Below are 22,453 nucleotides of genomic sequence, written 5' to 3' on the forward strand. Positions count from 1 at the left end.
TGTGATGACGCGGGCCGACGGCCGGCAGCGGTGCTGACCGGCTCATGGGCTGGTTTCCTGCTCCTGGGCCACCCGATTCCCACCGGTCGAATCCGCCGTTCCGTGACTCGCCCCTGAATGTCGGTGCCGCCCTCTACGGTGGAGATCCGGATGCCGCTGAGGCGGTGGGGAGGGGCGACAGGCGTGCGCAGGGTGCCACCGGAGATGTTCCGGTTCACGACGGTGGAGAGGTCCGATCTGTACGGGGCGGTACTGGCCGCCTTCGGCGTGGCCGGTGAACACCTGGAGACGGCGCTGAGTCTTGACGCGGTGCGAGAGCGGTTGCGCGGAGTCGGCTGGGCGGCGGCGGTCGAAGACGAGGAACTGCATGAGGCGCTCAGGAAACTCGTGCAGTGGGAGCTCCTGGACGTGGTGCACAACCACGCGGAGAACTACCGTACGGCCGAGGAGTACGAACGGCGCAACCTGCAGTATTCGCTGACCCGCCGGGGCGAGGCCGCTCTCGCCGGAGTGCGGCACGCGCTTGAGGTTCTCGCCTCCACGGGCGCGCTGCAGACGGCCGTGCTGGAGGCGATCGCCGACCGGCTCGACGAGCTGTGCCTGCTCTCCGGCGAACCCGCGTCGGCCGATCGACGGATCTTCAGCACGCTGAGGGAGCTGGAGGGACATCTGGACGCTCTGGTGGAGAACACCAAGGCGTTCAACGGCGAACTGCAGCGGCTCCTGCGCGCCGAGGGCGCGGATCTGGGGGTGTTCCGCGATGTCAAGGCCGCCACCGTCGCGTATCTTCAGGAGTTCCTGGTCAACCTCGACCGGCGCGGGCAGACAGTCGCCGCTGCCGTGGCCCGGGTGGAGGAGCGGGGCGCCGCCGTGCTGCGCGAGCGGGCCCTGCGTGGGGCCGAGCTGCCGCCGGTGGCCGGTGAGGATCCCGCGGCCGGCTGGCTGGAGAGCAGGCGGGCGCGCTGGGCGGGCCTGCGGGCATGGTTCCTGCCGGACGACGGGGCGCGACCGCGTATCGAGCAGCTGCACGACATAGCCCGACGCGCCATCGTCTCGCTCCTGCAGGTTCTGGAGCGGATCAACGAGTCGCGGCGCCGCTCCTCCAGCGCCGTGCAGGACTTTCGGGAGCTGGCGCGCTGGTTCGCGGCGGCCCCCGCGGAAGAGGATCTGCACCGGTTGTGGTCGGCGGCCTTCGGCCTCGGCCCGGCACGTCACGCTCACCTCGCCCACTCCGACCCGGAGCTGATCCCGTCGTCCCAGTCCTGGTCCGAGGCCCCATCGGTGGAGGTGTCGGCGCTGCTGCGGACCAGCGGACGGACGGAGCGCTTCACTCGCACGGCCAAGGTGCGGGACGTCGCGGCAGTCAGGGCAGAGCGCGCCGAGCGGGCCCGCACGGAGCGGGCGGAACTCGCACTCGCCTGGCAGGTGCTGGAGACGGATGGACCCGTGCGTCTGTCCTCCTTCAGCACGTTGGATCCCGCTGTCTTCGACCGTTTGCTCGACCTGCTGGGCCGGGCCCTGTCCGCACGGCCGGACGTGGGTGGCCTGAGGCGCGCCACGACGGGAGACGGCCGGGTGGAGATCGCGCTGGCTCCGCCTCCCGACGAGCGCACCGCCGTACTGCACACCACGAAGGGTTCACTGACCGGACCGGACTACGTCGTCCACATCACAGCGGCGGGCGGAGCGAGCGTCCACTCGGCCCTCCGCGCCACGCCGCAGGAGGCTGCGGGATGAGCACCCTCGCCAACCAACTGGCCGCGGCGGAACGTGAGGAGGTCGCCCGAGCCATCCGTCTCCTCCTCGCCCGCCCCCTGCTGACCGAGACCGCCGACCCGGCCGGCTTCGAACTGGTACGACGTCGTCGCGAGCCGCTGGCCCAGTGGTTCGACTACGCCTGCGGCTGGAGCCTGGTGGTGGAGCCTCGCCGCGGTTACGCCCGCCTCACCAAGGTCCGCGCCGACCCGGACGGTTCCCGCCCGGCTCGTAGGGCGCGCTCCGGCCGGGTCCCGTTCGACCGCCGGCGTTACGTGCTGCTGTGCGTGACTGCGGCCGAGTTGCTGTCGATACCGATGACGACCATCGGTATGCTCGCCGACCGTGTCGTGCAGGCGACGGCGGCCGACCGGGCACTGGCCGCGTTCGACCCGGTCCACCGGCCGGAGCGGATGGCGTTCGTCGACGTGCTCAAGCTGTTGGAGTCGTACGACGTGCTGCGAGCGGTGGACGGGACGACCGAAACGTATGTCGAGTCCGCGGAGGCCAAGGTCCTCTACCGCGTCGACGCCACCCTGCTGATGAGGTTGCCCGCCGCACCCGTCGGTGCCTCCCGGCTCGCCGTACCCCCGGACGAGGTGCCCGCCCGGTTCGAGGAACTCCTCACGGGCCTTGTACGGGAGCGTCGCTACGGTGGCACGGTCGTCGACGGGACGGCCGACGAGACGCACAACGAGAGCGCCGCCACTGATGCACAACGCAACCTGAGGCTGCGCCACTCGGTGCTGCGTCGCCTCTTCGACGACCCCGTGCTGTACCGGGCGGAGCTCACCGAGGACGAACTGGCATACGTCATGTCCCTGACCGGACGCCAGATCCTGCGTCGGTCGGTCGAACAGGCCGGCTTCCTCCTGGAGGAACGTGCAGAGGGCTTCCTGCTCGTGGACCCGGATGGGATCGCCACCGATGTCCGCTTCCCCGACGACACCTCCACTGCCAGGGTCGCCGCACTGCTCCTTCTGGAGCCACTCTGCGCCGCGCCTGCCGGAATGCTGCCCGAACAGCTCGCCGAGGCCGGAGCGGGTCTGCTGCGCCGCTTCCCGCGCTGGGCCAAGGCGTATCAGTCCGAGGACAGGGCGGCCCGGCTTTCCGACGACGCCGTGCGCGTCCTGTGTGATGTCGGTCTCGTCCGCAGGGCCGGGGGTCGTGTCGTCGCATGCCCGGCCGCGTACCGCTATCGCCTGACGGAGACGAAGAGTCCGGATCCGGATGACGAGCCCGGACCGGACTGGGGGACGGGCCCGCACAAGACGGCAGGCACCATGGTTTCCGGTGGCGTCGCGGCAGAAGGGGATCAGCAGTGAGCGTGACAGAGCTTCCCGTCCCGCGGCGGCCGGAGCCCACCGGGTCGCCCGCGACACCGGCAACCGAGGTGAACGCGGCCCACAGCCGTTGGCAGCCGCACCGCGCGGGCATCCTCAACGTCTGGCGCTACTACGACGAGACCTTCACCTTCCACCAGGGCCGCCTGCTGCTCCGTGGCCAGAACGGATCGGGCAAGTCCAAGGCCCTTGAGCTTCTGCTGCCCTTCCTCTTCGACGCCAGCCTGCGTCCCAACCGCCTGTCCACGTTCGGCGGTTCGGAACGCACCATGCACTGGAACCTGCTCGGCGAAGGCGCCTCCGGCAAGACCCGGGTCGGGTACGTGTGGATGGAGTTCCGCCGCGTCGGGGACGACGGCACCGAGCGGTGGTTCGGCTGCGGGGCGCGCCTGCAGGCGAGCGTGCACACCAGCGGGGTACACGCCGACTACTTCACCACCGGCTCCAGGATCGCCCACCCCGCCGGCGTGCTCCTCGTCAACGAGGCGGGACAGCCGCTGACTCGCGCAGCGCTTGCCGAGGCCCTTCGCGACCGCGGCGAGGTCCACGCCTCGGCCACCGACTACCGCACGGCCGTACGGCGTGAACTGTTCGCCGGCATGGGGGAGCAGCGTTACGAGTCGCTGTTGTCCGCCCTGCTCCAGTTGCGCCAGCCCAAACTGTCCGAACGACTCGATCCGTCCCTGCTCTCCACCCTGTTGTCCCGCGCCCTTCCTCCACTGGGCGAAGGCGAGATCGCTGAACTCGCCGAAGGCTTCGAACGGCTGGACCGCCAGCGCGAACACCTCAAACGGCTTGACGACGAGGTGACGGCGGCCGAGACCGTCGCATCCCGGCAGCGTGCCTACGCGCGACGGGTCCTGCGCGCCGGTTCGGCCGCGCTGATCGCGGCGACCACCGAGATGGACGACCTCACCCGCGCCGCTCGCCGGAGCGCCGAGGAGCTCGAACAGGCGCTGGCGGAAAGGAAGTCTGCTCAGGCCCGGCACGAGGAACACGAGCTGCGCGCGCACGCCCTGGACGAGACCGTCGAGGGGCTGCGCGAGAGTGACGCGTACAAGCAGGGTGAGGAACTCGACAGGCTCCGGCGTCGCACGGAAGAAGCGGCAGCCGTCGCCGGGCGACAGCGTGCCACTGCCCAAGCCACTCAGGTCAGGGCGGAGAAGGACCAGAGGCACGCCGATGAGGCGGCGGCCCAGGCCCGTACGTTCGACGAGCACGCGCGTGAAGCCGCCGAGGACGCACGCCGGTCGGCCCGAGCGGCGGGTATGGAATCCATCCATCACGAGGTGAAGGCGCTCCTCAACGCGGATTCCGCAGTGCCCCCCGCCGACGGCCCGGGGCCTGAGGCGAGCGGCCGTCGACCCGAGGGCTTCGCCGGTGCACGCACGGCGGGCGAGGACGGGGCCCGACCGGCCCGTCGGCTGCTGCGGGGCGCAGTCACCGCCCGACGGCGGCAGGTCACCCTCATCACCGAGGCGATGGACGAGCACGATCGTTCGGTACGCGACCGGGGCACAGCCGAGAGCCTGCTGGAGGACGCCCGTACTCGGCTCGCGGAGGCGATCGCCCGGCGGGACGAGGCGTCCGACGCCTGGGACGGCGCCCTTGCCGCGCAGACGGAAAGGCTGCTCGCCTGGGCCGGCGACTGCACGGAACTGCGCATTGCCGACGCCGGTGAACTGGCGGCCAGAGCCGCGACCGAGGCCGAGGTGACCGCGCTAGTCACAGCCGCCGCACGCCCGCTGGAACAAGAGATCGCCACAGCGGAGGCCACCGCGCGAGCCGCACATGTGGGGCTGCGGGACGAGCGGAGCCGACTCGAGGAGGAGGTCCGGCGGCTGAGCGGTGAGACCGACCTGCCGCCTCCGCCCCCTCCCACCCGCACCACCGTCCGCACGGCGACGCAGGGAGCATCCCTGTGGCGGCTGATCGCCTTCCGCGAAGGTGTTCCGCTCCCGGTCCAGGCCGCGGTGGAGGCGGCACTGGAGGCATCGGGCCTCCTGGACGCCTGGGTCAGCCCCTACGACGGGATCATGCTGCCGGGTCATGACACCCGAGCAGAGGCGGCCCTGGCCGTGACCGCCCCGGGGCCCAGTCTGCTGGAGGTGCTGAAGCCCGAGGAGGACATCCCCGTCCCGGTCGACACTGTGACCCGCATCCTCGCCGGTGTCGCGTATGGCACTTCACTGCCCGGCGGTCACCCCGCGGCCGTCTCCGCCGACGGTGCCTGGCGTCTCGCGATCGCCACCGGGACCTGGAGCAAGCCGGAACCGGCTTACATCGGCGCCCTCGCGCGGCAGCGGGCCCGGCAGCGCAAGATCGGTGAACTGACCGAGCGCATCGGCGAGACGAATGCCTCCCTCGCCGCGCTCGACGACCAACTGCGCGGTCTCGGCGCTCGCCGCGCCCGACTGGACGCCGACCGCGCGGCTCGACCGGACTACCGGGAACTCGACACCCGTCGGCGTGACTGGGACCGAGCCGAGGAAAAAGTGGCTGCCAGGGACGATGCCGTGCGTGACGCGGCTGCGCATCTGGCCCGGTGTGAGACCGAGGTGGCGGGCGCTCTGCGCACGCTCAGCCGTCGGGCCGCAGAACACGGACTGCCCACCGACCGCGACCAGTTGCATCAACTCTCCATCGACATCGACAGGTTCCGGGACACCGCCGACAGCTGGGTGGACGCCCGTCTCACCGCCACCGCCGCCGGCGACAGGGCTCGTCAGATGACCGCGCAGGCAGACCGCTCGCGCCGAGCCGCCGAGGAGCAGGCCGAGGGCGCCGCCGCCGCCGAAGCGGAGGCGGCGGGACTGAGGGCGCGTCTTGAGGCGGTGGAGGCCACCGTCGGCGAGGACTACCGACAGATCGTCGCACGCGTTGCCGAGGCGCGCGCCGAACTGCGGCGCTGCCGCGAGGAGGCCGGCCGGGCGGCCGATCTCCTTCTGCGCCTGGAAGGCCGTATCGGAGGATTGCGGGCCACCAGTGGTCAGGACGCGGAACGACGCGAGCAGGCCGTCGCCACCCGGGACCGCGCGGCGCACCGGTTCCGCCACCTGTGCCTGGTGGGGCTGGCGGAGGATGCCGGTATCACACCGGAACTCGATGCCGGGGACGGCGCGAAAGCCACTCTGGAGGCCGCACGTGCCACGGCGGCGAAGTGGCCCGCCATCCCGCACGCCCCACGCAACCTGGGCGACGCCGCGACCCGCCTCTCCGAAGCGGTCCACGAAGCCCGCCAGCGCCTCGGCGCCCGTGCCGACCTGGACCTGGAGCCCGACGACGACATCCAACTGTTCACCGCCACCCTGGACGGCCTACGCGTGGGGGCGACGGGCCTGCTCACCACGCTCACCCAGGAGCGCGACCGCAGCCGTGACGACATCACCGCCGCCGAGCGGCGCCTCTTCGACCAGATCCTCACCGGCGACATCCGCCGCCACCTCGCGGCACGCATCCGCCAGGCCGGCGAACTCGTCGACCGTATGAACGGGCACCTGGAGCGGGTTCGTACCGCCTCCAACGTCTCCGTCCAGCTTGTCTGGGACGTCCGACCGGATCTCCCGGACGGCACCCGCACCGCCCGTCAGCTACTGCTCAAGGACCCCGGCCGGGTCAACGAGACCGACCGGGAAGCCCTGTACGCGTTCTTCCGCGCCCGCATCGAGGAGGCCAAGGGCAGCGACACGGCCGCGAGCTGGGAGGAACAGCTCGGCGAGGTGCTCGACTACACCGCCTGGCATCGCTTCACCGTGCGCCTCGACCGGGCGAACGGAACCGGCTGGCAGCCGCTGACCAAGAAGTTGCACGGCGCACTCTCCGGCGGAGAGAAGGCCATCGCACTGCACCTGCCCCTGTTCGCCGCCGTCGCCGCCCACTACGAGGCCGTGCCCCTGGCGCCCCGGCCCATCCTGCTCGACGAGGTCTTCGTCGGCGTGGACGCGGTCAACCGCGGACAGGTCTTCGCCCTGCTCACCGCACTCGACCTTGATCTCATGGTCACCTCCGACCACGAGTGGTGCAGCTACCGCGAGTTGCCGGGCATCGCGGTCCACCAGCTCCTCACCGACGGGGACGACGACGCTGTCACCAGCGCCCGCTTCGTCTGGAACGGCGCCGACTGGGAGACGGAATGACCCACTCCGAACCGGCCCCGGGCGAACACACCCTGCGCCGTCCCGAACTCCGCCCGCTCTGGCACACGGTCCACAGCCGCCTTTCCTCCGGCCGCCCCGTCACACGGGTGCGCCTCGGCCCGCTCGACGATGCCCAACGCGAGTCCCTCGCCGACCTTCTCGGCATGGACCGTCTGCCGGACCCTCGCCCCTCCGTCTCTCTGGCACGCTTGGAAGAGGCTGTCACCGAACTGTCCGGCCGTACGGTGCGTGAAACCGTCACCGAACTCGTCGGCCCCCTCGACGACCGTGCGGGCGAACGACGCCGCAAGGAAGACGAACGTGCCGAGCTGTGGGCATGGTTGGACGGTCACGCCACCGTGCGGGCCCAGCCCGCGCTCGCCGGCTGGACCGCATCGTGCCGAGCCACCGGCCTGATCGGTGGCTCACCGGAACTCACCCGGACACTGCTCGCAGACGCGCTGACCGTACTCGCGGAACTCCCGGCTCAGGCCGAGCCCCTGCCCGTCTTCGCTGCCCGGGTCCTGAGGGGCGACTCCCACGCACTCGACGACGGTACCCGCTTGTCCACCCTCGTCCTCCGTGCTCTGGCGGCCCTCCACGACACCGCCGCACCGGAGTCCGCGGCGGACCGACGCGCCTTGTGGACTCGCGCGGGCGTCGCCGACGACGACCTGTCGGCCACCGTTCTCGTCGGTGGACTGCGACCGGCCGGTGAAGGCCCGCTCGCCCGTGTGGCCCGTGTCGGTGCCGAGGCCGGTCAGGCCGCCAGCCTGACCCTCGCCCAACTGCGGGCCCCGGGCGAGTTCACCCTCGCCTCCGACCCCGCACCCGTCGTCCACGCCGTTGAGAACCCCAGCATCCTGGCTCTGGCCGTACGCCGCTTCGGCTCGGACTGTCCGCCGCTCGTGTGCACATCGGGCTGGCCCAACAGCGCGGCCATCCACCTCCTGCGCCTCCTCGCGGACCAGGGAGCCGTCCTCCGCTATCACGGCGACTTCGACGGCGAAGGCATCCGCATCGCCGCCTATCTCCTGGACAAGACCCCGGCCCGACCTTGGCGCATGACGGCGGCGGACTACCGTGCCGCAGCCGCCCGCACACCGCACGGACCTGAGCCCGGCCGCCTCACCGAGGCTCCCTGGGACCCCGAGCTGACCCGTGCCATGACCGAACACGGCACCGCCGTGGTCGAGGAACTGGTGGCTGACGTCCTGTTGGCAGACCTGGCCGAAGCGATCAGGTGCGAAAGCCGCTCCAGCCAATCGTGACGCTCATTTGACGCTCCGAGTGCCCGAAGGCCCCTCCGGCAGGCCAGAAAACAGCTGTTGACCTGCCGGTATGTCACGTCCCTCACTGAGTGACATCTTTCCGATGACGCATCACGTGGAGTGCGTGGCGATTCTGGAGCCTGCTACAAAGGGGCTCTGACCTGCGGGTTCTTGTAGATTCCTCAGGCGTGGCCTGTGCGCTCGACCTGTTTCCCAAAATGCATGACGTGAACCACGTCCGATGCGCCTGAGCCTCATTGACCTGCTGTTTTTGCGAGCACTACGGGGACGGCGGCTGTGCCTCGTTCGGTGCAGGCCAGCACGGCGGCAGGTTGGCGACTCCGGCGTCGACTTGGCGTTGGCGACGGCGCCAACGGGTTCGCCGTCCTGCGCGGTGAGGGCGTGGTACTCGGCCAGGGCGGCCATCTTGGCGTCGTTGACCACGTCGACGGGGCATGGCGGCCCGGCCAGCGGGTCGGCGACGAGTTCCTCCCCGGTGGCCGGGTCGGTCACGGTGAAGCGGGCGGACAGCGGGGCGGTCTCCAGCGCGTGCACCTTCCAGCCGCGGGCTTCCAGGCCGGCGCGGAGCGTGGCGGCGATGTCGGCCATGGGGGCCGGGTTCTCGGTGGCGACGTCGAGGTCCTGGCTGGGGCGGTTCACGAGACGATGGGCCCGCACGGCGTATCCACCGGTGAGAACCAGTGGATACGGGGAGCCGAGCGCGATCACATCCGCCAGGAGCCGAGTGTGCAGCTCCGGCATGTCCGTCACGCGGCTGCCCGGGTGCGGGAGGCGAGCTGGGGGAAGGTGTCTTCCCATACGGCGCGCACGGTGCGGCCGACGAGGGTGCGCAGCACCGGCCACAGTTGGAGGAGCAGGTCCTGGTTGAGGTAGCGGGGCAGGTCGTCGCGTAGGCCCTCGTGCAGGACGGTGCGGTAGAGGCCCATGCGCTGGCGAGGCTTGCCCAGGTCGTACGAGGTCATCCCGGACCAGGCCAGGTGCAGTGGCAGCTCCACGACCCCCTGGGCCGGGCCGTGCAACTCGTCCAGCGACCCTGGCAGACGTCGCCGGAACTTCTCACGGTACAGCGCGAGGTCCTCGGCGACAGCGCCCGAGAGGTCCCTCGATGCGGGTGCCGGTGCGGGATGCTGTGGGCTGGAGGGCATGACTCCATTATGGCGGCCGGAGACCCGGTTCGAGTCATGATGCGCGGGCCCGCGCCCGGAGTGAGCGGGGCAGGCTCGCCAGTGCGCGGGCTGTCGTAGCCCGTTCCGCCCTGCTCAGGGGGCACAGGCTGTCGGCCGTGACGCTCGTTTGACGCTCTGGGCGCCCGCAAGCAGGACAGCGAGCCGAGGAAGCGGCTTTGACCTGGGTTTTTCAACGGCTCACTTAGGCCGACAACTTTCCGATGACGGCGCACGTGGAGTGCGTGGCTATTTTGGAACCTGTGGCAAAGGGTGCCTGACCTGCGGTTTTCTGTTTCGGGGTAGCTTCTTGGCCTGTTTCCCCGCGTCCAACAGGTCAAGGTTCCTACCCCCCTCTCGCCTGCGGTTTTGTACTGGAGTGACCGGTGGGGCGGCAGCGGGGTGCGCGAATTTCGGGACTCGTGACGCTCGCATGACGCTCGTCTTCCGGTGTCTGTCGGCGGTCTGCCGCGGCGGGCGGGATGGTCAGGTGCTGACGGTTCCGGCCGCCTTGCCGTGCCGGATCAGGGTCCGCACATGGACGTCCGCGAGACCGAGTGGCAGGTGCGTCATCCACACCAGCGCGAACGTCGAGGCCAGGCCGGCCGGGCCCAGGACGGCGGCGATCGCGGTCACCTCGGTCCGCCCACCGCTTGGTCGCCGCCGTCAACGCCAGAGCGGCCTCGATCATCCACTGAATCGGACCCCAGAAATGCGACAGCAGCTCCAGGACGACACTGCGCTCCTCCACCTCGATGACGTTGGGTCCGTAACACTCCCGCCGCGCCGCCGCCTGCGCGGATTCCAGTCCCGCATCGGCGCTCCTGCACGCGTCCGCCTGCCGGTCGTCCGCGGTGCGCTGATCGCGCACCGCATGGCCATGGGCCGTGCCCCCACGTGCAGCGGCGCGATCATCGCTCCCAGCCGCAGATCCAGGCAATCCGAACCTCTCCTCCGCCGGCCGTCTCTGGTTCGGGTGGCAGCGCCCCGACGACAGCAGGGAGCACGCTCTTTGGCCGGCGTCCGCTCAAGTGCCGCGCCCGGCCCCGCGGAATACGCTGCGACTCGTTCGCGCCCGGCGACGCCCCCGTCGTGCCGGTCATCTGCCAGGTAACGCCCGCCGACAGGTGATCGCAACCGTGTGGCAGAGAGGACGAACACGCCGATGGCCTGGCGTCGAACCACGTCCGGACCGTCGTTTCCGGCTTCTTTGCCGGCGCGCCCTCGCATGCCGGGCCATACAGTCGCACTGTGTTATTCATGGGCGTGAGGAATCAACGTGTGGCGGGCCTCGGACAGCCATGGCAGTCGAGCCACCTCATGCTGCTGATACCGGTCGCGTTGATCGCGCTGATCACCGTCCTGGACATCGTGACGCCGACCGACATCGTCCTCGGGCCCCTGCTGGTGATCGCGCCCGCGCTCACCGCGTGGTTCGAAGGCCCCTGGGTGACCAGCGGCATCGGTGCCCTGACTGTCATGGCCCAGGGGTTCGTCGGCTGGCGTCACGGACTGCTGCTGTCGCGGAACGTGCTGGTCGAGATGGCCGCTCTGGCGGTGCTGTCGACGGTGGTGGTCTCCTTCTGCGTGGCGCGGGACCGGCACAGGCGTCAGCTGGCCCGGGTGAGGACGGTGGCGGAGGCCGCCCAGCAGGTCCTGCTGTGGCCGCTTCCCACCCGGCTGGGTCCGTTGCAGCTCGCCTGCCTCTATCTGGCCGCCGAGGAGGAGGCAGAGATCGGCGGGGACCTCTATGCCGCCGCCCGCACCGCCGGCGCGGCCCGCGTGATGATCGGTGACGTGCGCGGCAAGGGCCTGCCCGCCGTCGGTGAGGCCGCCCTCCTGCTCGGCGCCTTCCGGGAGGCCGCCCACCAGCACGCCTCCCTGCCCCGGCTCGCCGCCGCCCTGGAGCGCAGCCTCGCCCGCTACCTCACCGACTTCCAGCCCCAGGACGAGGCGGGGGAGCGCTTCGTCACCGCGCTTCTCCTGGAGATCCCCGACGACGAGCCCATCATCCGGATCACCAGCTGCGGCCACCCGGCACCCATGCTCCTCGGCCCGGGCAACAGCGTGACCGTGCCCAGCCTCAACCCCGCACCCCCACTCGGTATCGGATTGACGGACCCCGACGATCACACCGTGCACGTCCTGCCCTTCGGCCCGGACGACACCCTGCTCCTCTACACCGACGGCGTCATAGAGGCTCGCAACCGGCACGGCGCCTTCTACCCCTTCGCGGAACACGCCGCCCAGTGGGCCGACCACAATCCCGAAGATCTGCTGCACCGGATCCGGCGTGACCTGATCGCCCACACCGGTGGGCACCTCGGCGACGACGCCGCCCTCATCGTCATCCGCCGCACCCTCATTCCCCGACCCGGCCACGACCTCGGACACGCCTTCCAGCCCCAGCGTGTTCCGCCACCCCTTAGAACCACCGAACCGAGTCGTCCTCCGGCGGGCAGCTGACCCACCGCGGATCAGCGTTGGTCTCCGGCACTTCCCGGTGGGCAGCAGCCCCCGGAGTGCTTCGAGGAGGAGCGTGCGCCTTTCGGCCCAGCGGTGGGGGAGCGCCTGATCGCGGAGGTCAGGGCCTTTGGTGCGGTCATGCTTTTGAGTCGTGGCTGGGAGAATGAGGGGCGACACCGCGTGGGCGGTCGGTTCCTGAACCCTGGCCGTTCGATCAAGGAAGTGTTTACTGATGCCGCAGCAGGATCCGTCCTCCGCGCCCCGTGCCTCTCTTCAGGAGTTGGTGCACGAGGTCCTCGCCCGTTTCGATGCTTACGCCCGTCTCCGCAGAGGTCGCGACAGCCTCTTCCAAGCTTCCCGTACCACCCCGCAGCAGGAACAGCGCGCTTTCGACGATCTGGCGCAGGCCATCAGTCGACTCCGTAACGCCTTCGCAAAATGACCCGAGTCAGGCCGTCAGGGGGCGATTGCGAGTAACGACCAGAGCGCGAGGAAACTGGATCGGGACACCACATCAACATGTGGGGACGCTGCTTCGTCCAGTACCGGTGACGTGACCGTACCGGTCACCCGCCGGTGGAAGGCCGGCGATCTGGTGCCGTTCACCTTGCACTTCCAGCACGCGGGGCGCGTCGAGGCCCTCGCCGTGGTGGTCCGGCCCGGCCAGGACGGGGCGTGACTGATCGGGATCGTCCAGGCGCGTGGGCCCGGCGGTGAGCGTGCTCCCGCCACGAGGTGAACCCCCTTGGCGTGCACGTCAGTCGAATGGATCCCATCGTCCAAATACGAGCCCACGCAGGTCGCCGGGTGCCCCAGCCACCGGCCTCGTCGATCGGGACGGTACAGCGTGAAACGAGCCCCGCTGCCGTCGTGCTCCCGGAGCATGGTCGGCGGATTCCCGGGGAACTGACCGGCCTCCCCATCCGACTGCTGTGGTGACGAAGCAGGGAGGTGGCATGGAGGGGTTGGACGTCCGGATGTCCGACGTCGTGTGCCGGCACGGCCGGGTCGAGGCGGTACGCGAGGTGTGCCTCGACATCGCGGCGGGGCAGCGGGTGGCGCTGACCGGCACCAACGGGTCGGGCAAGACGACGCTGCTGCGTGCCGTTCTGGGCCTGCACCGGCAGTTCGCGGGCCGGATCCTGGTCGGGGGGCGGGACACCGGGAGCGCGGCTGAGTGGGCGTGGCGGCGCCGGGCGTGCGCGTGGATTCCGCAGAAGCCGGCGACCGGCCGGTTTCCGCTGCTGGGCCGGGAGCTGCTGGCGAGCAGCACCTCTGCCGCCGAGGCGACCGGGGCGGCGGACAAGCTCGGTGTCGGGCATCTCGCCGACCGGCCGCTGCACACGCTGTCCGGAGGCCAGCTCCAGCGCATGTACCTGGCACGGGCGGTCGGGTGCGTCGCCGCGGGCGCGGGGGTGCTGCTCGCCGACGAACCCACTGCCGCGCTCGACTTCTCCGGCCAGGGGGAAGCGTCCGACGTGCTGCTGTCCCTGCCGGTGACCGTCGTGGTCGTGACACACGACCGAGCCCTCGCCGACCGCTGCGACCGGGTGCTGGAGATGGCCGCAGGCCGGCTGCGGGAGGTCCGATGAGCCTCCTGGCCGCGGCCGACGTCGGCCAGCTGCTGCAACTCGTGCCCGTCCAGCGAGCGGGCGTCGCCCTGTTGGTGGCGGCCGTCGGGCTGCCCGTGATCGGGGTCGTCATCGTGGGCCTCGACATCATGCCGGTGCGGTTCGCGATGATGCACGTGGCGCTGCTGGGCATCGCGGTGGCTCTGCTGACCGGACTCGACCCGATGCTGTGCGCGCTGGTGGCGTGCGCCCTCGCCGGGGCCGGGGTCGCACCGCTGGCCCGCACCCCGGACGGACTGTCCGGCGCGATGGGCCTGCTGATGAGCCTGGCGATCGCGGCCGCGCTGCTCGTGCTCGCCGTCTCGGGCGTCAACGCGGCGGGCGCCTTCGCGCTGCTGTGGGGGTCCATCCTCTCGGTCGGCACCGCGGACCTGTGGCTGCTCTCCTGCCTGGCCGTCGCCGTGCCGGGCCTGCTCTGGTGGCGCAGGAGGGACATCGCACTCCTCCTGTACGACCGTGAGCTCGCCCTGTCCTCGGGCGTGCGCGTCGAGCGGCTCACTCTCCTGCTGCTGATTTTGGTCGCGGTGTCGGTCGCCGGAGCCATCAAGCTCACCGGTGCCCTGCTCGTCGACGCGCTCACCCTTCTGCCCGCCCTCGCCGCCCGGCGGTTGGGCCGTTCCCTGTCCTCCATCATCCTCTGGGCCATCGGTATCGGTGTCGTCGTGAACCTGACCGGGTTCCTCGTCGCGCTCCGCTTCGACTGGCCGCCCGGCCCCGTCCTCGTCCTCACCGCCGGCGGGTCCGTTCTCGCCGTGCATCTCGTACCCGAACGGAGAATCAGCTCATGGCGCGCACCCGCGTCCGCATCACTTCCGTCCTCGCACTGACGCTCGGCCTCGCGCTCACGCTCACCGGCTGCGACAGCGAGAACACCTCACCGTCCGCCTCGTCCGGGGCGAAGCCCGGGGGCAAGAACGAGGGCGCCCCGATCGTCGTCGCCACCACAAGCTGGGAGGGTGCCTTCGCCAAGGCCGCAGGAGCGAAGGACGTCAAGGTCATCGTGCCGGAGTCGGTGCAGCACGCGCCCGACTACGACCCGAAGCCGTCCGACCTGGCGGCCGTGGCGGGCGCCGACTTCGTGCTGTACGCGCCCTTCGAGCCCTACGCCGCGAAGTTCAAGGAGGCGGCCGGGTCGAAGGCCGAGCTGGTCGAGGTCGACCTCGACAACGACGCCGACAAAGCCAAGGCCGAGGTGACGCGTCTGGGCAAGATGTTCGGCACCGAAGAGGCCGCCGCCAAGTGGATCACGTCCTTCGACACCGAGTACGCCGCGCTGCAGAAGGCTCTCAAGTCCGCCTGGCCCGAAGGCAAGGCGCCGACCGCGGTCGCCCAGGTGTTCTCGACGTGGTCGGCGAAGATGGCGGGCGCGAACCTGGTCGGTACGTACGGCCCTGACGCGGTGACGGCCAGGCAGCTGTCCGATCTCTCGAAGAAGAGGCCGCAACTGGTCCTGGACAATGTTCACATGACGACCGGCAAGGTGCTTCCCGACTCGGGCGCGCGTCAGGTGGAGGTCGTCAACTACCCGGCCAGGGACCTGGATCTGCTGGCCGTGTACAAGAACGCGGCGACGGCGGTGGAGAAGGCAATGGCCTCCTCCTGAGCCGCGGGAGCGGCGGACACACGGAGGGAGGGCCGCCCGGGGTGCCACCGGGCGGTCCTCCCGCTCACCAGTGGGTCAGCCGGCCGGCGCCAGAGGCAGCCGCTCCTCCGCGAGCCGTGCACTGTTCCCGCAGTGCCGCCCGGTCCGGCTTGCCCGCCGGCGTCAAAGGCAACTCACCCAGCAACAGGAGTCGTTCGGGGTGCTTGCGCTGCTCAAGACCACGGGTGTCGAGGTGGGCGCACAGCCCTTCCAACGTGGGCGCCGCGCCGTCCCGGGGCACGACGCACGCCGCGAGCCTCTCACCCATCAACGGGTCGCGCACCCCCACGCACACCACGTCCCGCACACCGGGATGCGTGGCGAGCTCGATCTCCACCTCCGCGGGGCTGATGTTGGCCCCGCCCCGGATCACCACGTCCTTCAGCCGACCCACGACCCTCAGCGTCCCGTCCTGGTCGATGAGCCCCAGGTCCCCGGTGCGCACCCAGCCGTCCGCCGTGCGGTAGCGGGAGTCGAGGTCGGGCGCGGCGACATAGCACAGCGGGGTCATCGGACCGCGGGCTACGATCTCACCCACCGTGCCGGGAGACACCTCCTCCAACTCGTGGGTGCCGGGGAGGGTGATCCGTATGTCGGCCACCCGAGGATCGGGGCGCCCCGCGGCGATGCCCGGCCCCCCGTCACCGTCGGGGGAGTCGTCCACCAGCCCGGTGTGGCAGTTGACGCCGTCCGCCGAGCCGTAGAGGTTCACGACCGGGCAGCCGAAGGCCCCTCGGGCCTCCTCCGCCGTGGCCCGGTCCAGCGGTGAGCCTCCGACGATCACGGCCGTGGGCGGCGTGAGCTCCGGTCGGCTGCCTTCCGCCATGCGGTCCAGCATCATCCGGATCATGGTCGGCACGCCCAGGACGTGGGTGGGCCGGTGCTCGGCGAGTGCCTCCAGCGCGGCCTCGGGGGTGAAGGCGTCGAGCAGGATGAGGGTTCCCCCGTGCCGGGCGAGTGTCACGGCGGTGCCGTTGCTGCCGAACGCCGAGGCCAGCGGCACGAGGAACAGGCAGCGCGGCGGGCGGCCGTTGGGAATGAGGGAGCCGAGGAAGTTGCCGCGTCCGCCGGCCAGCGCGTTGTGCGAGTAGGCCACCATCTTCGGCTCGGCCTCGGAGCCGGACGACACCAGGATGCGGGCGGCGGAGTCGGGGTCGGGGCGGGCCGGGACCAGGGTCTTCGGGTCGGTGCGCAGCAACGTGGAGAGCGGGACGGCCCCTTCGGGCACGGCTCCCGAGGCGATCACCGTCCGCAGCGCGGGCAGCTCACCGGCGACTGCCAGCAGGTCGGCCGCGTGGTGGTTGCCCCGGTGTTCGGCCGCCGCGATCACCGCCACCGCCTCCGATCTGCGCAGCAGCGAGGCCGCCTCGCGCCCGCCGCGCCCGACGGGGAAGGGCAGCGCCACCGCGCCCAGGGCGGCCAGCGCCAGGTCGACGACTACCGCGTCGCGTCCGTTGGGCAGTTGGACGCCGACGACGTCGCCGGTGCGTACGCCGAGTCCGGTGAGTCCGGCGGCGAGACATCGGGCCTTGCGGTCCAGCGCGGTGTAACAGAGTTTGCCCTTGGCGTCGAGGACGGCCGTGCGGTGCGGATCGGCGATCCGGTGGGCGCGGTAGAGGCTGTAGAGGTCGAGGTCGGGGCAGGTTCCGTCCACGGCCCAGGTACGGCGCAGTTCGGCGGGCAGCAGGTCGTGCAGGGCGACGGTCATGCGAACCTCCAGGGGTCGGGCACGGCGGGGGCGCCGTGTGCGTCGCGGCTGATCGAGCCGGAGGAGAGCAGGTCGGCGAGGTCGGTGACGACCGGGACAGCGGACAGACCGTCTCCGCGCAGGCGCTCGAGCGCCTGCGCCGTGGACAGGTCGCTGACCTCGTACGGGATCGCGGACTGGTCCGGGAGCGCGATCCAGCCGTCGGCGGTGGGCAGCGGCCGGCGGAACCCTGCCGGCCGGCGCGGATCGAGACCCTGCGCGGCACGCGCCCGAGCGGCTGCGGTCAGCACGTCGGCAGCCCCCAGCAGGGACGAGTCCACCCGCACACCGGCCCCCGTGCGCTGCCGCAGCAGCAGCCCGGCAAGGACGGCCTCGGCACCGATGAGCCCGCCGAGCACGTCGAGCAGGGTCATCAGGGACGGTGCGGGCGGTTCGTCGGCGGTTCGCGCGGCCTCGCCGACGCCGGTACGGGCCTGCACCATGAAGTCGGTGCCCATCGGGGCGTTCGGCAGCCGGCCGGCCCAGCCGCTGGTGTAGGCGTAGACGAGCGCGGGATTGGCGGCGGCCAGGTGCTCGTGGTCCAGGCCGAGTTCGGCGGCCTTGCCCGGCGCCCAGTTGTGCAGGAAGACATCGGCCCGCGCCGCCATCGCGCGCAGCCGCTCGCGGTCGGCCGGGGACTTGATGTCCACCTCGACAGCCTTCTTGCCACGGTTGAGCGCGAGCCAGCGCGCCGAGACTCCCGAGCAGGCGGGCGGCATGCCGCGCAGCGGATCCCCGCCGGGCGGCTCGATCCGCACCACCTCGGCGCCGAGCAGGCCCAGCAGATGCGCGGTCAGCGGCGCCTGGATGCGGCGGCCGGCCTCCAGAACGGTCAGGCCGGCCAGGGGGGCGTCGGCGTGCTCTGTCGCCGTGCCGGAATACGACGCGTGACGCGGGCTCAGTTCCCACGGCGGGGCCCCGTCGTACTCGGTGGCCCGCTCGGCGAGCGAGCGTAATCGGCACACCTCGGCACCGGAGGAACGGGCCGCCTCCCGGATCAGCTCCCAGACAGCGGTTCGGGCGGAGTCGTGCAGCGACTGCGGAAAGGGCGCGCAGGCCGTGGCGTACCGGAACTGGAAGGGCCGCCAGCCGCGCCGTACCGCGTCCCCCGGAGCGCCCAGCGCACGCCAGAAGGCGGCCCACGCGCTCGGGCCGAGTGTCTCCAGTTCGAAGACGACCCCGTCGGCGGAGGTGAACGGCGGCCCGCCCGGGGCGACTTCGGCGGCCTCATCCTCCTCCGCACCCGCCGCGGCCAGATACTGCGAGACGGCGAGCAACCCGGCCCGTTCGGCGTTGACCTCCGCCTCCGTGATCCGTCCCCCGCGTGCCTGGGCGAGCAGCCCGGCCAGCAGGGCCTGCACGGTCAGTACGCCGGTGGCGGTGGCTGCGTAGTCGACGGCCACGCCGCGTGGGGCGCCGTCGCGGCGACCGTGGACGGCCATGACGCCGGTCACCGCCTGCACGGTCGCCTCGTCGGCGGCTTCGTCGCCCCACCTCGTGTGGGCGGTGACCCCGCTGAACTCCGCTCCGGAAAGCCTGATATGGCCGCCCGGGTGCCCGGCGCTCTCCGCGCCGAGCAGCCGCAGGTGCTCCGTGACAAGTCCGTCCGCCGGCCCCAGCGGGCCCGAGGCGTCCAGGCGCAGCCCGTCGAGCGGCCGGGCCGTCGTCTGCGCGATGGCCGGTGTGGCTGGTGATGCCATGGCCCTCCTTCTCTGACGCGCGGGAACCCAGGGACGGTCGCCCCCGACCAGTTCCACGAACAGGTAGTCGGACCGGCGGGAGCCGGAGTTCCCGAAGGGGTGAGGGACAGGTGTGGGACGTGACGCTCGGTGATCCGCAATGCCCGTCGGAAGTAAGGGAGTTGAAGGAACGGGTGGCGGACTTCGTCCGGGCCCGGGTAGTGCCTTGCGAGCCGGTCCTGGACGGCGGCGGTCCGGCCGCGGCGGCGGCGTTGCGACGGCTGCGCAAGGAGGCTGAGGCCGAGGGTCTGTGGGCGCTGCCTCTCCCGGAGGAACTGGGCGGCCAGGGGCTGCCGTTGTCGTCGTACGCCCATGTCGCGGAGGCCGAGGGCGCAAGTGACCACGGCCCGGTGGCACTCGGCTCGGCCTCGCTGCTTGACGCGCTCATGCTGTGGCGGCACGGCAGCCGACGCGTCCGTGAGTGCTATCTCGCACCGCTGGTCGCCGGGGACCTGCGGGCCTGCTACGCGATGACCGAGCCGGACGTCCCCGGCACCGACCCCTTCCTCACCACCACCCGCGCCGATGAGGGTGAGGGCGGGGGCTGGCGCGTGACCGGGCGCAAATGGTTCGTCAGCGGGGGCGCCGAAGCCGACCTCGTCACGGTGCTCGCCCGCACGGACGGCCGGGCCCCCGACCGGGACGGCCTGTCCCTGCTGCTGGTTCCGGCCACCTCACCCGGCTTCCGGGTGGTGCGCGAACTGCCCGTCCTCGGCGCGACCGGACAGGCGGAGATCGAACTCGACGGCGTCGCAGTGGACGGCGACCACCTGATCGGCCGACGCGGCAAGGCCCTCGCCGTCGCCGCCGAGCGGCTCCAACTCGGCCGCACCCTGCGCAGCCTGCGCTGGCTCGGCCAGGCCGGCCGTGCCTTCGAGCTCATGCGGGAAAGAGCCGTCACCCGCACCCGTTCCCGCGGCCCGCTCGGCGACCTGCAACTCGTCCAGCGCCTCGTCTTCGAGTCCCTGCTCGCCCTGCGCACGACACGGCCTCTGGTCCACGAGGCCGTGGCCCGGCTGGACGCGGGTGCCGATGCCCATGTGGAGGTCGGCCTGGCGAAGGTCGCCGCAGCGCGCACGCTGGACCTGGTGGCCGACGCGGCGATCCAGGTCCACGGCGCGGCGGGCCTTGGCCCGGACACCGCGCTCCCCGCCCTCTTCCGCACCGGCCGCGCCGCCCGCGTCCTCGACGGCCCGGACGAACTGCACATCACCTCGGTGGCACGGCGGGTGCTGCGGACGGATCCGGCCTAGCCCCCGATTACGGGGTTCGCGGCCGTGAGGCCGGTGAGCGTGGCGAGGGCGTAGGCCAGGAAGAAGTCACCCCAGATCAGCTCGTGCCGGACGGCTGTTTCGGCCGCAAGGTCGTAACAGCCGTCCAGAAGGCGGCCATCGGCGGTCAGGTGGCTGCCGACCAGAGCCTCCAGAACGGCGACGGCACGGTCCCGGTGGCCGAGGCCGAGCAGCGCCAGCGCGGTGATGGCGGCGGCGGAGGTGTCGCAAGGGCCCTCGGGGTGAGCGGTGTCGGCGGGCGGTACGAGGTGTTCCGTCAGCAACGCGCCGGCGTGACCGGAGCATTCGTCGCCGCCCAACAGGTGCGCCGCCTCGGCGAACGCGAGCAGCAGCCAGGCCGGGCCTCGGCTCCAGCCCGGCGGCTGATCGGCGCACGCGATCCAGCTCGCACCGGTGTCGTGGCGCCACGACCAGCGAGGCGGTCGCACACCGAGGCAGAGATCGACGTGCCGCCGCAGATGGGAGCGAGCCGCCTCCGCGTCCGCCGTCGCCAGCAACGGCACCATGCCGGGCACGCCGTCCACGCGGGCCGTCAGCCGCGGCCCGCCGAACGCCGAACCCCACGGCACCAGACCCAGTTCTGGGGCGAAGGCGTCCAGGCAGGCCCGGGCGGCCCGCTCCCGCAGGCCCAGGTCGTCGTCCGCGAAGGCGGTGCCGTACCAGAAGATCAGTCCTCGGGCGGCGGTGTCCGCCTCGGTCCAGTCGGTCAGGCGGCTCGTGCAGTCCCGCGCGGCCGCACGGTCGGCGGCGTCGCCGGTGTACCGGGCTCGCAGCCACAGCAGCCCCGCCCACAAGCCACCGGTCCAGGAGCCGCGCGCGGTCGTCTGCCACGTGCCGGTGTCGGGGTCGGCGTACAGCGGGAACCGGTCGCCGACCTCGGCGCGGGTGACGGCGACCCGGGCCAGGACGGAGTCGAGGGCCGGGGCGGCCCAGGCGGGCGGGGTTACCGGGGCGTGGGGTGCCTGCCGGTCCTCCGGCGCGGGCGTGACCTGGTCCGTGCGTGCCCTCATGACCGTACGCCCGCCCGGCGCTCCCGCGCGGCCCACAGCAACGCCACCGTCGCGGCTCCCGCGAACTCGGCGGTCACGAGCAGCCATCCGCCCCCGTACCGCCCGGCCTCCACCAGCACCCCGAACAGCGGCGGCCCGGCCGCGAATCCGGCGAAGAAGCCCGCCGAGACCAGCGCCGAGTCCTGGCCCGCCCGGCCCGGCGCGGCGCGCTGCATCACCAGGACCATCGACACCGCGTTCGCCGCCACGGCGAAGACGCCCACCGCCACGGCCGCCACCCACGCCAACGGGCGGAAGGAGGACGAGCCGGCCAGCAGCAGGGCCGCGGCCACCGCGCCCACGGCCAGGGAGCCCGGCAGCCAGGGCGCCCGATCGGGCCGCCCCGCGACCTTCGACCAGCCCACCCGGCCAGCGATCCCGGCCGCACCCAGCACGGCCACCAGCGCACCCGCCGCGGTGGGACCGAGATCGAGCCGCTCGGTGCCGTACAAGGCCAGGTAGGTGTTCACCGAGGCGATGCCGCTGCCGAGCAGCAGCGAGAACACCAGCAGCCACGCGATCATGCCGCGCGGCACCCAGACCGCCGGCGTGGACTTCGCCGGCGGATCGGCGGGCAACGCCCGCGCCGCCCACACCGCCGCCACCACCGCGGCGCCCGCCGCCGTCCACACGGCACCCCGCCATCCGGCGAGACCGGCCAGCGCCGCGAGCGGCAGCCCGGCTGCGAACGCCCCGAGCTGCACCCCCGACTGCTTCATCCCCGTCACCGAACCGCGCCGGGCGGGCGGTACGGCGGCGAGAATCGCCTTGTTCGTGGCCGGGTTGGCCAGCGCCTGCGGCAGCCCGCCGAGCGCGACGGCCGCCAGCAGGAACCCGGCACCCGGAGCCGACCCGATCAGCGCCAGCGCCACCGCCGCCACTCCCAGCAGGGTCACCAGACAACGCCGCGGCCCCACCCGGTCCACCACCCGCCCTCCGACCGGAGAGAGCACGGCCGCCGTACTGAACCCCACGGTGGTCGTCAGCCCCAGCACGGTCGGCGAGACGCCCAGCTCGGCCACGAGCCGCGGGCCGAGCGCCCCGAGCAGGAACAGCTGCATCATCGAGAAGGCCATGGCACACGTCAGCAGCGCGGTCAGGGCACCCGGTGCCCGTGCCCCCGCCTCCCCGGCCGCCCGCCGGGTCCCACTCTGTCCGGCCCGTCCCGCCTGCCCCATCGTCACAGACGCACCTCCCG

The 22,453-nt window shown here is 71.9% G+C and carries 18 protein-coding genes and 1 pseudogene; 11 read left to right on the forward strand and 8 right to left on the reverse strand.

The features are described from left to right. The first annotated feature begins 204 nt into the window (after window positions 1-204). From ACIOWN_RS18120 to ACIOWN_RS18135, 4 genes are read left to right on the forward strand one after another with little or no spacing between them, the layout of a single operon-like run. Entirely contained in the window at window positions 205-1,737 is a 1,533-nt protein-coding gene (locus ACIOWN_RS18120) for a TIGR02677 family protein (protein ID WP_401982721.1), read from the forward strand. Next, window positions 1,734-3,080 carry a TIGR02678 family protein gene (locus ACIOWN_RS18125; protein WP_362356042.1) on the forward strand — a complete coding sequence of 449 codons (1,347 nt, stop codon included), beginning with the start codon at window positions 1,734-1,736 and terminating at the stop codon, window positions 3,078-3,080. The genes ACIOWN_RS18120 and ACIOWN_RS18125 overlap by 4 nt, the downstream gene beginning before the upstream one ends. Further along, window positions 3,077-7,234 carry a TIGR02680 family protein gene (locus ACIOWN_RS18130; protein WP_362356040.1) on the forward strand — a complete coding sequence of 1,386 codons (4,158 nt, stop codon included), beginning with the start codon at window positions 3,077-3,079 and terminating at the stop codon, window positions 7,232-7,234. The genes ACIOWN_RS18125 and ACIOWN_RS18130 overlap by 4 nt, the downstream gene beginning before the upstream one ends. Then, entirely contained in the window at window positions 7,231-8,505 is a 1,275-nt protein-coding gene (locus ACIOWN_RS18135) for a TIGR02679 family protein (protein ID WP_362356038.1), read from the forward strand. Before ACIOWN_RS18130 ends, ACIOWN_RS18135 begins: the two co-directional genes overlap by 4 nt. A gap of 111 nt (window positions 8,506-8,616) precedes the next feature. Here the strand turns inward: ACIOWN_RS18135 and ACIOWN_RS18140 are convergent, their stop codons facing one another. The 4 genes and pseudogenes from ACIOWN_RS18140 to ACIOWN_RS18155 all read right to left on the reverse strand — a co-directional run. Next, window positions 8,617-9,267 (reverse strand): hypothetical protein, encoded by a 651-nt coding sequence (locus ACIOWN_RS18140; RefSeq protein ID WP_401982724.1) that lies wholly within the window; start codon window positions 9,265-9,267, stop codon window positions 8,617-8,619. Window positions 9,268-9,272: 5 nt separating this feature from the next. Beyond that, complete coding sequence (locus tag ACIOWN_RS18145) at window positions 9,273-9,671, reverse strand: hypothetical protein (RefSeq protein WP_401982725.1); 399 nt, start codon at window positions 9,669-9,671, stop codon at window positions 9,273-9,275. A gap of 504 nt (window positions 9,672-10,175) precedes the next feature. Then, complete coding sequence (locus tag ACIOWN_RS18150; protein WP_401982779.1) at window positions 10,176-10,325, reverse strand: hypothetical protein; 150 nt, start codon at window positions 10,323-10,325, stop codon at window positions 10,176-10,178. A 46-nt stretch (window positions 10,326-10,371) separates the two neighbouring features. After that, window positions 10,372-10,560, reverse strand: a pseudogene (locus ACIOWN_RS18155) (cation-transporting P-type ATPase); the annotation flags it as partial. 389 nt (window positions 10,561-10,949) lie between these two features. Here ACIOWN_RS18155 and ACIOWN_RS18160 point away from each other — a divergent pair. The 6 genes from ACIOWN_RS18160 to ACIOWN_RS18185 all read left to right on the forward strand — a co-directional run bounded on the left by ACIOWN_RS18160 (window position 10,950) and on the right by ACIOWN_RS18185 (window position 15,389). Further along, the gene (locus ACIOWN_RS18160; RefSeq protein WP_401982727.1) at window positions 10,950-12,155 is read left to right on the forward strand and encodes a PP2C family protein-serine/threonine phosphatase; all 1,206 of its coding nucleotides are present in this window, start codon (window positions 10,950-10,952) and stop codon (window positions 12,153-12,155) included. A gap of 232 nt (window positions 12,156-12,387) precedes the next feature. Then, complete coding sequence (locus ACIOWN_RS18165; protein ID WP_362356032.1) at window positions 12,388-12,597, forward strand: hypothetical protein; 210 nt, start codon at window positions 12,388-12,390, stop codon at window positions 12,595-12,597. 111 nt (window positions 12,598-12,708) lie between these two features. After that, window positions 12,709-12,834: a hypothetical protein gene (locus ACIOWN_RS18170; RefSeq protein WP_401982729.1), complete on the forward strand. Its 126-nt coding sequence runs from the start codon at window positions 12,709-12,711 to the stop codon at window positions 12,832-12,834. A 277-nt stretch (window positions 12,835-13,111) separates the two neighbouring features. Then, a complete protein-coding gene (locus ACIOWN_RS18175; protein WP_362356030.1) occupies window positions 13,112-13,747 on the forward strand; it encodes an ABC transporter ATP-binding protein in 636 nt (211 codons plus the stop codon). Beyond that, entirely contained in the window at window positions 13,744-14,613 is an 870-nt protein-coding gene (locus ACIOWN_RS18180; protein ID WP_362356028.1) for a metal ABC transporter permease, read from the forward strand. The genes ACIOWN_RS18175 and ACIOWN_RS18180 overlap by 4 nt, the downstream gene beginning before the upstream one ends. Further along, the gene (locus ACIOWN_RS18185; RefSeq protein ID WP_362356026.1) at window positions 14,571-15,389 is read left to right on the forward strand and encodes a metal ABC transporter solute-binding protein, Zn/Mn family; all 819 of its coding nucleotides are present in this window, start codon (window positions 14,571-14,573) and stop codon (window positions 15,387-15,389) included. The genes ACIOWN_RS18180 and ACIOWN_RS18185 overlap by 43 nt, the downstream gene beginning before the upstream one ends. A gap of 64 nt (window positions 15,390-15,453) precedes the next feature. Here the strand turns inward: ACIOWN_RS18185 and ACIOWN_RS18190 are convergent, their stop codons facing one another. Continuing rightward, the gene (locus ACIOWN_RS18190) at window positions 15,454-17,136 is read right to left on the reverse strand and encodes a class I adenylate-forming enzyme family protein (RefSeq protein WP_362356024.1); all 1,683 of its coding nucleotides are present in this window, start codon (window positions 17,134-17,136) and stop codon (window positions 15,454-15,456) included. After that, complete coding sequence (locus ACIOWN_RS18195; RefSeq protein WP_362356022.1) at window positions 17,133-18,875, reverse strand: CoA transferase; 1,743 nt, start codon at window positions 18,873-18,875, stop codon at window positions 17,133-17,135. Before ACIOWN_RS18195 ends, ACIOWN_RS18190 begins: the two co-directional genes overlap by 4 nt. A 110-nt stretch (window positions 18,876-18,985) precedes the next feature. Between ACIOWN_RS18195 and ACIOWN_RS18200 the strand changes: the two genes are divergently transcribed. Then, window positions 18,986-20,167 carry an acyl-CoA dehydrogenase family protein gene (locus tag ACIOWN_RS18200; RefSeq protein ID WP_401982731.1) on the forward strand — a complete coding sequence of 394 codons (1,182 nt, stop codon included), beginning with the start codon at window positions 18,986-18,988 and terminating at the stop codon, window positions 20,165-20,167. On the opposite strand, the gene ACIOWN_RS18205 is transcribed toward ACIOWN_RS18200, so the two are convergent. Together ACIOWN_RS18205 and ACIOWN_RS18210 are read right to left on the reverse strand one after the other, a co-directional pair. Continuing rightward, window positions 20,164-21,216 carry a sugar ABC transporter permease gene (locus tag ACIOWN_RS18205; protein ID WP_362356018.1) on the reverse strand — a complete coding sequence of 351 codons (1,053 nt, stop codon included), beginning with the start codon at window positions 21,214-21,216 and terminating at the stop codon, window positions 20,164-20,166. The genes ACIOWN_RS18200 and ACIOWN_RS18205 overlap by 4 nt on opposite strands. Then, the gene (locus ACIOWN_RS18210; protein WP_362356048.1) at window positions 21,213-22,433 is read right to left on the reverse strand and encodes an MFS transporter; all 1,221 of its coding nucleotides are present in this window, start codon (window positions 22,431-22,433) and stop codon (window positions 21,213-21,215) included. The genes ACIOWN_RS18205 and ACIOWN_RS18210 overlap by 4 nt, the downstream gene beginning before the upstream one ends. Window positions 22,434-22,453: the final 20 nt, after the last annotated feature.

The sequence above is a fragment of the Streptomyces sp. NPDC087787 genome, from assembly GCF_044743035.1.
Lineage (GTDB): Bacteria > Actinomycetota > Actinomycetes > Streptomycetales > Streptomycetaceae > Streptomyces.

Bases quoted from the DNA above. Each gene is read 5' to 3' on its own strand.
- ACIOWN_RS18120 (WP_401982721.1), top strand. From the start codon at position 205: ATGTTCCGGTTCACGACGGTGGAGAGGTCCGATCTGTACGGGGCGGTA.
- ACIOWN_RS18125 (WP_362356042.1), top strand. From the start codon at position 1,734: ATGAGCACCCTCGCCAACCAACTGGCCGCGGCGGAACGTGAGGAGGTC.
- ACIOWN_RS18135 (WP_362356038.1), top strand. From the start codon at position 7,231: ATGACCCACTCCGAACCGGCCCCGGGCGAACACACCCTGCGCCGTCCC.
- ACIOWN_RS18140 (WP_401982724.1), bottom strand. From the start codon at position 9,267: ATGCCGGAGCTGCACACTCGGCTCCTGGCGGATGTGATCGCGCTCGGC.
- ACIOWN_RS18145 (WP_401982725.1), bottom strand. From the start codon at position 9,671: ATGCCCTCCAGCCCACAGCATCCCGCACCGGCACCCGCATCGAGGGAC.
- ACIOWN_RS18160 (WP_401982727.1), top strand. From the start codon at position 10,950: ATGGGCGTGAGGAATCAACGTGTGGCGGGCCTCGGACAGCCATGGCAG.
- ACIOWN_RS18165 (WP_362356032.1), top strand. From the start codon at position 12,388: ATGCCGCAGCAGGATCCGTCCTCCGCGCCCCGTGCCTCTCTTCAGGAG.
- ACIOWN_RS18175 (WP_362356030.1), top strand. From the start codon at position 13,112: ATGGAGGGGTTGGACGTCCGGATGTCCGACGTCGTGTGCCGGCACGGC.
- ACIOWN_RS18180 (WP_362356028.1), top strand. From the start codon at position 13,744: ATGAGCCTCCTGGCCGCGGCCGACGTCGGCCAGCTGCTGCAACTCGTG.
- ACIOWN_RS18185 (WP_362356026.1), top strand. From the start codon at position 14,571: ATGGCGCGCACCCGCGTCCGCATCACTTCCGTCCTCGCACTGACGCTC.
- ACIOWN_RS18190 (WP_362356024.1), bottom strand. From the start codon at position 17,136: ATGACCGTCGCCCTGCACGACCTGCTGCCCGCCGAACTGCGCCGTACC.
- ACIOWN_RS18195 (WP_362356022.1), bottom strand. From the start codon at position 18,875: ATGGCATCACCAGCCACACCGGCCATCGCGCAGACGACGGCCCGGCCG.
- ACIOWN_RS18205 (WP_362356018.1), bottom strand. From the start codon at position 21,216: ATGAGGGCACGCACGGACCAGGTCACGCCCGCGCCGGAGGACCGGCAG.
- ACIOWN_RS18210 (WP_362356048.1), bottom strand. From the start codon at position 22,433: ATGGGGCAGGCGGGACGGGCCGGACAGAGTGGGACCCGGCGGGCGGCC.